12 protein-coding genes and 1 tRNA gene are annotated in these 11,830 nt (G+C 48.4%); 1 reads left to right on the top strand and 12 read right to left on the bottom strand.

The annotated features are described in order from the left end of the window. The first annotated feature begins 19 nt into the window (after nucleotides 1-19). On the top strand, nucleotides 20-793 hold the full coding sequence (locus ACTRXH_RS01095) for a Cof-type HAD-IIB family hydrolase (protein WP_474280132.1): 774 nt from the start codon (nucleotides 20-22) through the stop codon (nucleotides 791-793). Between the two features lie 127 nt (nucleotides 794-920). On the opposite strand, the gene ACTRXH_RS01090 is transcribed toward ACTRXH_RS01095, so the two are convergent. The 12 genes from ACTRXH_RS01090 to ACTRXH_RS01035 form a co-directional block, all read right to left on the bottom strand. Then, nucleotides 921-1,739, bottom strand: coding sequence for a glycerophosphodiester phosphodiesterase (locus ACTRXH_RS01090; RefSeq protein ID WP_474280130.1), 819 nt, complete (start codon nucleotides 1,737-1,739; stop codon nucleotides 921-923). Between the two features lie 274 nt (nucleotides 1,740-2,013). Next, complete coding sequence (locus ACTRXH_RS01085; protein ID WP_474280128.1) at nucleotides 2,014-2,262, bottom strand: hypothetical protein; 249 nt, start codon at nucleotides 2,260-2,262, stop codon at nucleotides 2,014-2,016. A 199-nt stretch (nucleotides 2,263-2,461) separates the two neighbouring features. Further along, entirely contained in the window at nucleotides 2,462-2,629 is a 168-nt protein-coding gene (locus ACTRXH_RS01080; protein ID WP_474280126.1) for a hypothetical protein, read from the bottom strand. Between the two features lie 175 nt (nucleotides 2,630-2,804). Continuing rightward, nucleotides 2,805-2,879, bottom strand: a tRNA-Arg gene (locus tag ACTRXH_RS01075). A gap of 147 nt (nucleotides 2,880-3,026) precedes the next feature. Next, a complete protein-coding gene (locus ACTRXH_RS01070; protein ID WP_462866859.1) occupies nucleotides 3,027-3,494 on the bottom strand; it encodes a hypothetical protein in 468 nt (155 codons plus the stop codon). A gap of 117 nt (nucleotides 3,495-3,611) precedes the next feature. Next, complete coding sequence (locus ACTRXH_RS01065) at nucleotides 3,612-4,868, bottom strand: Glu/Leu/Phe/Val family dehydrogenase (protein WP_474280124.1); 1,257 nt, start codon at nucleotides 4,866-4,868, stop codon at nucleotides 3,612-3,614. A gap of 14 nt (nucleotides 4,869-4,882) precedes the next feature. Further along, a complete protein-coding gene (locus tag ACTRXH_RS01060; protein WP_474279517.1) occupies nucleotides 4,883-5,437 on the bottom strand; it encodes a cysteine hydrolase family protein in 555 nt (184 codons plus the stop codon). Continuing rightward, nucleotides 5,437-6,744 (bottom strand): ArgE/DapE family deacylase, encoded by a 1,308-nt coding sequence (locus ACTRXH_RS01055; protein WP_474279519.1) that lies wholly within the window; start codon nucleotides 6,742-6,744, stop codon nucleotides 5,437-5,439. Before ACTRXH_RS01055 ends, ACTRXH_RS01060 begins: the two co-directional genes overlap by 1 nt. Nucleotides 6,745-6,900: 156 nt before the next feature. Continuing rightward, entirely contained in the window at nucleotides 6,901-7,596 is a 696-nt protein-coding gene (locus ACTRXH_RS01050; protein ID WP_474262693.1) for a M50 family metallopeptidase, read from the bottom strand. Further along, on the bottom strand, nucleotides 7,593-8,075 hold the full coding sequence (locus ACTRXH_RS01045; protein WP_474279521.1) for a DUF6884 domain-containing protein: 483 nt from the start codon (nucleotides 8,073-8,075) through the stop codon (nucleotides 7,593-7,595). The genes ACTRXH_RS01050 and ACTRXH_RS01045 overlap by 4 nt, the downstream gene beginning before the upstream one ends. A gap of 5 nt (nucleotides 8,076-8,080) precedes the next feature. Next, nucleotides 8,081-11,158, bottom strand: a complete 3,078-nt coding sequence (locus ACTRXH_RS01040; protein ID WP_474280122.1) for an efflux RND transporter permease subunit — start codon at nucleotides 11,156-11,158, stop codon at nucleotides 8,081-8,083. A gap of 83 nt (nucleotides 11,159-11,241) precedes the next feature. Then, the gene (locus ACTRXH_RS01035) at nucleotides 11,242-11,811 is read right to left on the bottom strand and encodes a TetR/AcrR family transcriptional regulator (RefSeq protein WP_474279525.1); all 570 of its coding nucleotides are present in this window, start codon (nucleotides 11,809-11,811) and stop codon (nucleotides 11,242-11,244) included. Nucleotides 11,812-11,830 lie beyond the last annotated feature (19 nt).

The raw sequence follows: 11,830 nt of genomic DNA, 5'->3' as shown, positions 1-11,830 counted from the left end.
AGAAAAGGAGAGCCCATACATGAGTAAAAAAATGATTTTTTTCGATATCGATGGAACGCTGTACGATGAAAATAAACAGTTGCCGGCTTCCACCAGAGATGCTATTCAAATGCTCCGGAGCAAAGGCCATGAAATCGCGATATCCACCGGAAGAGCCCCTTATTTGTTCGACGACCTCCGGGAAGAACTCGATATCCACACGTTTATTTCATTTAACGGTCAATTTGTGAAATATAATGGAAATGCTATTTATCAAAACACGATTCCCACCGCAAAACTTCAGTCTTTGCAGTCCTTCGCTGCTGAAAAAGAGCATCCGATTGTATTTATGGGCAGCAGTGCCATGAAAGCTAATATTGAATTTCATCATGATATTCATGACAGCATTACAACACTTGGCGTAGAGCATCCCGAATTTGACGCTTCGTTTGCAGAACAGAACAATATTTATCAGGCCCTGCTGTTTGCCCGGAAAGACGAGGAAAACCGTTATGTAGACCAGATGCAGGATCTGCGGTTTGTGCGCTGGCACCCTTATTCACTCGACGTCATTCCTCCTGGAGGGTCTAAAGCAAACGGAATCAAAAACCTAATCGCTGAAGCCGGTATTGCGCTTGAGGACTGCTATGCCTTTGGAGATAATTACAACGATGTGGAAATGCTTCAGTACGTACCAAACAGCGTTGCCATGGGAAACGCCCCGGATGAAGTTAAAAGCTATGCCCGCCATATTACCGCTGACGTGGGAAATGACGGCATTGCGCGCGGCCTGGAAAAAGTAGGTCTGCTGTAGCACCCTGGGTTTATTAACAGCAAATAATGACAGGAAGCCGCTTTGTAAAAAAGGCGGCTTTTTTCGTTAATAAGCAATAAAATAATTTCGGTAAATGAAATTATATTCACTCATAAAAAAAGAAGCTTTAATCTGTGTAAGCTTCTTTTTGATTCGATGGTTCGGATAGTTTTGACGGTTCCGTTTGTTCCGAAGGCTTCGGTTCCTCCGGCGCTGCCTGCTTAGGGGGATACAAATACTGCTGAAGAGCCTTTGGTTTATTTGTAATAATCCCCGTGACGCCGGCATCTATTGCTTTTTTCCATCCACTTTTTTTATCAATAGTATAAGGAATAACCTCGAGTTCCGAATTAATAGCGTCGTCAATCCAGGATTTATCGATCGTGCGGTAATGAGGGTGAAGCTCTGTAGCTCCGACGATTTTCGCGTATTCACACGGGCGGTACAGGTGCACCGCGTAAAGAATAGCGATATTGATCTCTTCCGACAGCTCCCGAACGTAGGCCATCGATCGGTGATTGAAGCTTGACACTGTAGCCGATTCTATTTTTTCATAGTCGTTCAGCAGGTTAATCACAGCTTCTTCAAGACCTTTATGAGCAATGTTGGAATTTTTTAATTCAAGCACAAGCTTCATTTCCTCCATGCCTGTTTCCTGCAGAAGCTGCTCCAGACTGACGATTTTTTCCTTGCGGTACCTTTTATGCATCCACGCCCCCGCGCTTAAATCCTGCAGTTCCTTGTATGTATATTCGTGAACACTTCCGGAAGCACCGGTTGTACGTTTCAACAGCGTATCATGAATCAGCACCGGTACCCCGTCTTTTGACAGCTGCACATCTGTTTCAATTGCGTCTGCTCCGTCTGTGACAGCCTGGCGGAAAGCCGACATGGTGTTTTCCGGACGGCGGTCTGAAGCCCCCCGGTGGGCTATAATTGAAGTCAAAATATCTTTCCTCCCTGCACATAACCGTACAAAACCTGCTCTATGAGTGCAGGTCAGGTAGATGCCCTACTGTCGGTTATCATCGTTCTTTTTTGCTTCTTCTGCTGTTTTTATAAACCCCATCTGCAGTCTAAGCTTCTCTTAGTTATATATTCACATTATGGGCTTTGAAAATCAACCATTAACGTTTTTCTATAAAAACTGAACGGCCTTCAAACAGCTTTTTTGATTTTCACCAGATAAAGCAGAACAGACAGCTGCAGCTAGGGCAGATTTAATTATTCTTCTGCGTTTTTTGAGACAGAATATATCTTTCACTGATACCAAAATAACGCACTTCCCCGCTGCCGTTTAGTGAAAAGGAAGATAAGCCCGAAGATACGTTTGTTTCTTTTGATAAGCTGGTAACCTCTTCGTGCATCTGAATCGTCTGAATGCTCGATTCTGTATCATACCAATGGTATCCGAACAGACCAGCAACCCCCAGACCAATCACTGTGATAATTGTATAAAATTTTCCCATGTCCCCCACTCCAATTGCGTTTCATATGATAAATAATGCTATGGCTGCAGCCCCCCTGCCGCAGATTTCTTAATTTATATAAGCTTCTAGTTATTACCCTATATTATACACTTCAAAGATGATACAGGCTTTAATCATTTTTCGTTTATTTATGGGCTTAACCCTGCGAAATACAAAAAAACTCCGCCAGGGCGGAGTTTTACAAAAGCATGGATGTATTTAATAGTACAAGCGCAAGCAGCGAGCTTCCGTACAGCAGGGAACAAAGCTGCCTGCTTTCTTTTGCATCTGCACTCGTAATCCACAGGCCATAAAACAGATACGTAAGCACGGCAAACAACATCAGGGATAAAACAATAATAATCATTTTAGCTCCCTTCCCGCTTTTTGTCAGAATCTTTAATTTAATTTTAATGTATGCGTTCGGTCATTTCAAACCTTTTTCGCTTATAGACACATATTTTCTCTAAGGCAACTTTTAGACCGGACCGGATTGAACAACAAACCCCCGGGCCCAGGGCCCGGGGGTAACTTATATATTATGGCGCCCTAGGCAGGATTCGAACCTGCGACCTACAGCTTAGGAGGCTGTTGCTCTTCCCCTGAGCTACTAGGGCTTATGTGTATAACTATGACCTTTGCTCCGGTGAACAAAGACAAATGTAAGAATACGTGGAAATGCGCTCATTGTCAAGATTTCCTTTCAAAAGCACCTGATGAAAGAAAGCACCCAACCGACAAGTTGGATGCTTTCTTCTGTTTTGTTATTTCGTTACTCTATATTCACGAAGCATGTGAGCGAATATCTGCTCGATATGCTTTTTCTCAAGCTTTGTGCAGTCTTTTGGTTTTTTGCCGGCTTCGGCGATTACCCATTGGTTGCTGCGCGTGTCGATCAGATACAGTTTGTCGTTTGGAAGGAAGACCTGGCTGAGCGATTTCTTTTTCGGTTCATCCAGTGTCAAATCAACCATGACATCGATGTTACGATCAAAGTGGCCGCTGACAGAGCCTTTTAACTCGGACTCCAGAAGTTCAATCGTAAATGTTTCATCCCTGAACCGTTTTCTGTAGTCTTCTTTTTCCAGCCCGCCCTGCTCCACAATTTCCGTTAAGACTTCGTCGAAATCTCCCCAGAGCTTATCAATACATTTGCTGATTCGTTTCATTTTTTCTGCTGTACTGTCTTCCGTATCGTTTTTATGAAAATCAAATTCTTTTGACCAATCCATCTAATCCCTCCTAGAACTCTTAGCAGTTTTTCTTCCCGTTTCCGGAAAAGCTCACACTAGCATTTTATCTTGTTGACTCCCCTGTGACTATAGATTCATGCAGAATTTGTTAATTTTTTAGATCCAGCCACGGTACTCCATTGCTTCCTGCAGCCGGTCCATCGCGAAAATCATTGCACCGTTTCTGTTGGTGGTCTTGTGTTCGTAGGCTGATTTTTCCGTTTGTTCGTATGCTTCGAGTATAAATTCCTTCATCCGTTCATTAATTACATCTTCAGACCAATAGTAGTTCATATGGTTCTGAACGGATTCCAGATACGACACGATAACACCACCGGCATTCACTAAAATATCCGGATATACTGCCTGGCCCTGGTCCTTTAAAATATGATCTGCTTCCGGTGTTGTCGGTCCGTTTGCAAGCTCCATAATCTTCGGGGCTTTTATCCGGTCTGCATTATCTTTTGTAATAACGCCTTCCATGGCAGCAGGTATCAAAATATCAGCGTCAGTATAAAGAATGTCCATGTTATTTTCGAGCAGATAGTTTTCTCCGTATTCCTGCAGGCCGCTGTTTCCTGCTTTTGCCTGCTGGGCTCTCGGAATATCAAGCCCCTCCTCATCATACAGGGCGGCTTTGGAGTCGCTGACGCTCACAATTTTACATCCTAAATCGTACAGCAGTCTCGCGGCGATCTGTCCGGCGTTGCCAAAACCCTGTACGGCCACGCGTATGTCTTCGGGACGTTTGTTCTCCTGCTCAAGCATTTTTTCGATAATATATACAGCGCCGCGGGCCGTGGCTGATTCTCTTGCTTTTGAACCGCCGACAAGAGGTGGCTTGCCGGTGATAACGCCGGGCTCGTGACCGCCTGCCATCCGGGAGTAGGTATCCATCATGACGCTCATGACCTTTGGATCCGTATACACATCCGGGGCGGGCACATCTTTATTGGGACCCAGAAGGTCAAACAGGGCCTCTGTGTATCCTCTGCTGACCTGGCGAAGCTCACGGTCACTCAGCATGGAAGGATCACAGACGACACCTCCCTTTGCTCCGCCATGCGGAATCTGAACAAGCGCGCACTTAAACGTCATCCATGCGGCCAGCGCCTCCGTTTCCTCTTCATCCGTTTGTGGGTGAAAGCGGAGCCCGCCTTTCACCGGACCAAGCACATCATTATGCTGCGTCCGGTAGCCGGTAAACATCTGGGTGTGGCCGTCGTCCATTTCCACCGGGAACTGGACCTCCACTTTTCTTTTCGGGTATTTCAGTATTGTTTCTACAGTATTTGGCAATTGAATAAGCTGGGAGGCTTCAGCGATCTGTTGATGCACAACACCGAGCGGCCCCTGGTTATTTTGTCCGGTCATGCTGTTCTTCCTTTCTATTGGACTGACGCCCCTAAAATATTTTGTGCGTGTTTTAGCGCAAACTCATGTCCTTCCTCGTCAAAGCTTGCTACAGCATCCTGATGGATGACGATATCGAAGCCTTTATTATAGGCATCTACTGCTGTATGAAGAATACAGATATCGGTACAGACGCCGGCAAGGTGAAGCTCGGTAATGCCGCGTTCTCTCAATTTCAGTTCCAGGCTTGTTCCTGCAAATGCACTATACCTTGTTTTGTCCACCTGCCAAACATTCGGCTGATGTCGTATAGATTCATACAGACTCTGAATGCTTCGATACAGATCCCTTCCCTTCGTTCCAGCTATATTATGGGGAGGAAACAGCTTCGTTTCCGGATGATACTCCTCCCCTTCTTCGTGACGGTCGAGGGCAAATACGACAAAATCATCCGCGGCCTGATAGGTTTCAATTAATTGATAAATAGCGTTTTCGATTTTCTGACCCGGCTCCCCGCAGGTAAGTGCACCTTCTTCCGCTACAAAATCCATCGTGTAGTCAATCACAATAAGGGCACGCGAATAGCTCATCAGCCTTCCCCTTCCTTTTTATAAATGCCGCACCAGCGGATTAAAAAGTCTGCGTACACTTTCGTTACGTTTTTTACACTTTCCAGGTCCACCCATTCATCCGGTTCGTGCATTTTTGCGCCTGATGGGCCGTAGCATGTAACAGCCGTATCATAATAAAGGCCGTAATACCGGGCATCTGTCGTTACCGGAATCGCCTGTCTGCCGCATTGTTTTCCGGTCACCAGCTCATGGGCTTCATCGAGTTTGGCAAACAGAGGGTCATCCTCAGGCATCACCATACCCTCCGCATGAAAACCAAAGGATTCAAAAGACGGAGGATTCTCGCGAAGCCACTCATCATCTTTTGTTTTATCAAGAATCCAATCGATTAGATCCTGTTTGCCTTCGGCCGGGTCCTTCCCCGGGTAAACCGCAGAACGAACCTCAAGTGTCGCTTCTACAGGAATATTGGAGGCAAAGTCCCCGCTGTGCATCGTTCCTACCTCCACGTCGATCGGCTCTTTCATATGGGCAAATTCCGGCGGCTTTTGTTCATCCCGGTTGACGTATTCCCGGTAGCTCTGCAGAGCCTCAATCACGCTTTGTGCTTTTTCGATGGCATTCGCTCCGACGCCGCTTTTATCCGACTGCAGATTGCTGCTCGTATCGATATGAATACGGAGCCAGAGGCTTCCAAGCTGGGCGGTGGATGGGCACTGCCCGAACGGTTCCGGAATGAGAACGGCATCTGCCAGATGTCCGGCGTTCGCTGCAGCGAGCGTCCCATTGCCTGTTGCTTCTTCCTCGATAACCGTTTTGATGGAAAAATCAGCTGCTGGTTCGTAGCCTGCATCCCGTATGGCTTTATAGGCATAAATCATTGCCGCCACACCGCTTTTCATGTCGAGCACCCCGCGTCCGTAAAGGCGGTCTCCAATACGCTGCGCTCCCCATGGATCCACGCTCCATTTGTGCTTTGGCTCCGGACTTACAACGTCCACATGGCCCTGGAAAAGCAAACTGCTGCCTTCGGACTTACGGGAACTGCGCGGTGCTTTCGCCACTACTACCGGCCGGCCTGCGTAGGACCACTCGCTTGGGGAGTACCCCGGAAGAGAGCTGATTTCTTTTTCATCGACATCCACTGTTTCTACGTCCATCTGCAGCTCGTTCTGAAAAAAATTCTTTAAGTATAATTGAAGGGATCCTTCATATTCGATCGTACTCGGAAATCGTGCGATCGTCTGTAAAAACTCTATTTCCTCTTCCCACAGATTATCAACTGAAGCTAATACTTTTTGACTGGGATTGATAGTCTCTGTCACTCGCTTTCCCTCATTTCTAAAAAGACTCTTTTACTCTCTTCGACTTTTCCCATTTTGACTTCAAAGTATGCTTCCGGTTTGAAAGTATTAGTTATTATAAAAACAGCTTCGGGCTGTAGACGCCACCCGTTTTTGCATATAAAAAAAGGGAAACGACTAAGCGCCTTCCCCCTGAATCAATACGGAACTGTCCCACTGCAGCCAAAAACCTGCCGAAAACCAGGCAGCTGCAAGCGCCAGTGTAAAAAAGAGTACGCCCCATACCTGCGCAGGGACGCGGCTCACCCGGTGCATCCCCGTAGCATCTCCGGCGTCCCCCGGCATCTGCAGACTCCGCTGCAGAATGATCCAGGCCGACCGGACTGACTGGATGACCAGAAGTACGCCGAGCATGAACATAATCCACATCATAAGCATTACCATATTTTCAATGAGCAGGTACAGACCCCCACCCGAAGCTGCCAGTCCCCAGACGATCCCGGCAGGATTACGCACCCAAAGAAGCGTATTCCAGATGAGCAGTCCTACAAGGGCTATCATGAGTCCGCTGTACCAGCCGGAGGTGAATACCCAGCTGTAAAGAAGAGCCATCCCGCTTGCAAACGGATAGCCGGCGAACGTTGTAAGCGCCTGGCCAAGCCTCCCTTTATGACCGGTTTCAGCAAGTCCCTCTCTCGTATAAAATAAAGAGATCGAGCGCACTTTCCCACCGGTGGCAAGCGCCATGAAGGCATGTCCGTTTTCGTGCACCATTGTCTGAAACAGCGATAAATAGGTGCCAAGCACTGGTGTGTACGTAAGAGCCGTTAACACGACAGCTGCTGTCAGAAAAAACAGGATCGTTTCCATCATGACTTTTTTTCCCGGGCGTGAAGGGGAAGCGGACGATGACTTGCTACCGCCTGCTTTAACGCCTGCTGCATGTATCCCATCCCGCGGTATTCCCGAAGCGGAAAAACGGTTCTCTCCATGGGCAGTATCCTCGTGATGACCGGATCGTATTTTTTGCCGAGCAGCACTACATACCGGTCGTATTCATTCATCTGCTTTTCCTGCCACTGCTGTATGCAGAAAGCCCGGGAGATTTCCTCCTGCTGTCTTTTTCCAAATGTAACATCGTAATTTGTGTTAATAAGCTCCTGCGGGTACATAAAACCGTGCTTGCCTGAGAGCACGGCCCACTGATCAGCGAATGCCTCTGCGTAAGCCCGGCACAGCTGATGGAACGTACTCTGGTATACGTGCTTTACAGGCAGAGGCCCAAGATCCGGCTCCGTGTCCCAGGCTTTTTTCGCCCCGCAGGGAATTATCGCGAGCTGTTTCAATGCCATTCACCTTATTTCCTTGATTTTCGCTCACGTCGTTTGTGGTCGCTTTCCGTTTTCCAGGTATAGAGGGCCGGCACCAATAAAAGCGTCAGCACTGTCGAAAAGACAAGACCCGTCACAATTGCTGTTCCGAGTGGCTGAAACAATGGATTATCCCCCAGAGCGATCGGCAGAAGACCGGCGATAGACGTGAGGCTCGTCAACAGAATCGGCCGAAAACGCTCTTCTCCGGCTGCCACAACGGCTGTCCGCACGGACTCACCGCTTCGTATGCGCTGTTCCATAAATTCTATCATAACGACCGCATTCCGTACGACGATACCGGCAAGACTGACTGCCCCCATCATCGACATGAATCCGAGTCCTGTCTGTGTCAGGAACAAACCGAGAATCACCCCCGCAATTGCTACATACACTGCACTCAAAACTATAAACGGAATACGCAGCGAATAGAACTGCAACGCAAACAATATGAGCAGCAGGAACACCACAACTATGAAGATCTGTCCAATATCAATAAATACATCGTTTCGTTCGGACGTTTCTCCACCTACCTGGACACTGACGCCGCCGTACTCATTTTCAATTGAGTCGAGAGAATCCCCGGCTGCCGCTAAAATCTCGTCCTCGGAAGCATCTCCAGGATAAGCACGGACCGTAATGGTCCGTTCCGTATTTTCGTGCGGGATAGCAGAAGTCGTCGTTTCCTCTACACCACGTCCCAGGTCATTTAAAGTAACTGCTTCTCCGCCTTCGTCTCTGGCCATAACGATTTGATCCAGGTCGCTGTTTGTTACCTGATCCCCATTATCGTACATTATCTGGACCGGTATGACTTCATTGTCTGTGTTCCACTGGCCAAACGGCACTCCTTCCCCAAGCAGGCGGAGCTCTGTACTTATGGTTTCGTTGGTTACACCTGTACCTTCCAGGGCTTCCCTGTCCTGTTCGAACCGCCACTGGTTTACGTTCTGATTGGCGTTTGAAACCGCTAAGTCAACACCATCTGTTTCTGCAAACAGCGCTTCCACCTCCGCCGCTGCAGAAAACAGTTCATCCGTTTCTTCACCAGAGAGCTCAACGGCAATTGGGGCTCCCACCGGAGGACCCGATTCAACAATCGACCCCTGGGCTTCAACGTTTTCAAAGGTGTTTCGAATCTCTCCCGGCCATATTTCGCTTCCTTCCCTTGCCGGAATTTCTTCAGGGTTTACGTATACGAGAAAATTCATATCATTTGGTCCGGCGGCACCGCTTCCCGATCCCCCCGAAAATACGGTAGGGATTTCCGTCCCTGCATATGAAGATACCGACGTTACTCCTTCCTGTTCCTGCAGCCAGCTGCTCACTTCCTCCGCCTCGGCCTCCGTTTCTTCAAGCGGGGTGTTTTCTGGTACAGAGGCTTCGATAAATACTTCCTCCCGCTCCGTATCCGGGAAAAACTCGAGCGGCGTGTAAGGAACAAGCGCAAATGCCGAGGTTCCCAGTATCAGTCCGGCAAGCGAAACAATAACCGGCCGCTTCACGACACGTGTCAGCACACGTTTGCTGTACCACCTCGCTGAGCGGTCAAGAAATGCACCCAGAAATCCCGGCGATGTCCGCTTGTCCTTCTTTTTTCTTCTCTTCTCTACAATACCCCGGTAAATAGGGATAAAAAAGATCGCAAGCAGCGTGGACGAAATCAATACCGTAATCAGCACCACAGGGAGCGGACGGATAAATGAACCCGCCGCGCCTGGAAGGAATAAAAGCGGAAAAAAGGTGAAGACAACAGCGAGCGTCGACACGATAACCGAGACAAGTACTTCCCGCACCCCGTTACTGGCTGCGTCAATCGGACTGTCTCCCATCCGGAGCCGGCGGTCAATATTATCATTCACGACAATCGCATCATCCACAAGAATCCCGAGTGAAATAATAAAAGCAATTAAAGAAATTTGATTCAGGCCAACATCGGTAAATGGAAGAGGGATCATTCCGATCGCAAGTGCCGCCGGGATCGATATGGCTACCGACAGCGCGGTACGGATTCGCAGACCGATAGAGCAGACAATCAATACCGACACAAATGCCACCACAAATGAGATGGCAAGGCTTGAAAACAAATCCTCCACGACGTCGCCCTGCGTATAGAGCTGGGTGAGCTCCATTCCTTCAGGCAGCTGCTGTTCAAAATCCGCTATTACGTCATCTAAACTGCTTTGGGCCTGCGGCACGCTCGCGTTTTCCGCGAGAAAGAATGTTACCGACAGGGCCGACTGCTGATTATACTTCACCTGCTCCTCGGTCGGAGCGTATGTGTTTTCCACTTCTGCAACATCGCCAAGCAAGGCATTTTCCCCATCACTCTGCTGGCCTGGACTTATTTCAATGTTTTCCCAGTCCTCTACGTTTTCAAGTGCTTCAAGCTCTACCTGATACAATTCCCCGTCCTGCTGCCACTCCCCGGGTGGAATGACTTCCGAGGCAGAAGAGAGCGCCCCGATCACCTGGCCGGACTGCAGTCCTTCTTCCTCCAGCGCCTCACTGTCGAGACGAATCTGCAGTTCACGTTCTACATCTCCAGTGATTTCCAGGCTGTCGATATCAGGTATTCCGGTGAACCGCTGCTCCCAGTTCTCAATCAGCTGTACCGCCTCCGAAACTGCCTCCTCATCTACTGTCAGCTGGTAAATAGCGAGCCCCTGCTGACTCAGCTCACTGTTGATGGACGGCTCTTCTGCGTCATCCGGAAACGAGGTGCTCACCTGCGACAGCTTCTGCTCGAGACTGTTCCACACCTGCTCCGGATTTTCCGTGCTCTCATCAAGCTCTACAGTAATTGACGACAGCCCGGGTGAAGATACTGAAGAAATCGACGCTGTGGACAATTCATTATCAAGCTCTTCTTCAAGCTGGTTCGTAACCGTCGTTTCCACTTCTTCTGCTGAGGCTCCGGGGTAAACCGTTGTTACCTGGCCCACCGGTGGATTTGTTGATGGAATTTCCTTTTGCGGCAGCTGAAAAAAAGACAGGGTGCCGACAATGATGAGCATCACAATAAATAATAAAATCAGCTTTGGTTTTGCAATTATTTTTTTCACATTTCTCCCCCCAGTATCATCACCCCCAGTATACTTTGTTTTGAACGAAAATGACACTAGTGTCATTTAAATTTAAAAATTATTTACGGCCGCTTAATGCCGTTTAAGAAAATATTATATATCGTCTCCACCCATTCCTCCTCACTGAGGGACGGGTCCGGGGCCTGCACTGCCACCATCAGCATCCGTGTGATGCCATGCGTCGGAAGGTCCCCGCGGATGGCTCCCTCCCTTTTCCCGGCTTCGATCAGTGTATAAGCCCGGCTCCCAAGTTGACCCAGGTACTGCTGGAGCTGCTCTACGTTTATTTCCACCTGGGCCGAAGCATGATGGTCCATCACCGGAAAAATGTCAAATGCCTGATGAACTGATGCCTGCTGCACCCACACCCGGATATAGGCCTTCATCCGCATTGAAAAGTCCGTCTGCCGGTCGGCTTCATCGAGCTGGGAAAATACCTGCTCCAGCTTGTCGAGCATATAGGCCGTCACCAATTCTTCTTTTTTAGCATAATAGTTGTAAATGGTGCTTCTTGCCACCCCAAGACGCTCCGACAGGGCTTTGAAATGAAACGAGTGGTAGCCTTCATCCATGATTAGCCTTTCCGTTTCCTGAAAAAGCGTTCTGCGGTCAATGGTTCGCTGCCTCGGCATCAGGGAGTCCTCCTTTCCA

Source organism: Marinococcus sp. LNHM5E3-2.1 (assembly GCF_056034365.1).
The sequence above is the reverse complement of the archived record's forward strand: the minus strand, read 5'-3'. Positions and strand labels throughout refer to the sequence as shown.

Excerpts from the sequence above, each read along its gene's own strand:
- ACTRXH_RS01060 (WP_474279517.1), bottom strand. The coding sequence starts at position 5,437 with ATGAGCTATTCGCGTGCCCTTATTGTGATTGACTACACGATGGATTTT.
- ACTRXH_RS01035 (WP_474279525.1), bottom strand. The coding sequence starts at position 11,811 with ATGCCGAGGCAGCGAACCATTGACCGCAGAACGCTTTTTCAGGAAACG.
- ACTRXH_RS01095 (WP_474280132.1), top strand. The coding sequence starts at position 20 with ATGAGTAAAAAAATGATTTTTTTCGATATCGATGGAACGCTGTACGAT.
- ACTRXH_RS01070 (WP_462866859.1), bottom strand. The coding sequence starts at position 3,494 with ATGGATTGGTCAAAAGAATTTGATTTTCATAAAAACGATACGGAAGAC.
- ACTRXH_RS01085 (WP_474280128.1), bottom strand. The coding sequence starts at position 2,262 with ATGGGAAAATTTTATACAATTATCACAGTGATTGGTCTGGGGGTTGCT.
- ACTRXH_RS01065 (WP_474280124.1), bottom strand. The coding sequence starts at position 4,868 with ATGACCGGACAAAATAACCAGGGGCCGCTCGGTGTTGTGCATCAACAG.
- ACTRXH_RS01080 (WP_474280126.1), bottom strand. The coding sequence starts at position 2,629 with ATGATTATTATTGTTTTATCCCTGATGTTGTTTGCCGTGCTTACGTAT.
- ACTRXH_RS01045 (WP_474279521.1), bottom strand. The coding sequence starts at position 8,075 with ATGGCATTGAAACAGCTCGCGATAATTCCCTGCGGGGCGAAAAAAGCC.
- ACTRXH_RS01050 (WP_474262693.1), bottom strand. The coding sequence starts at position 7,596 with ATGATGGAAACGATCCTGTTTTTTCTGACAGCAGCTGTCGTGTTAACG.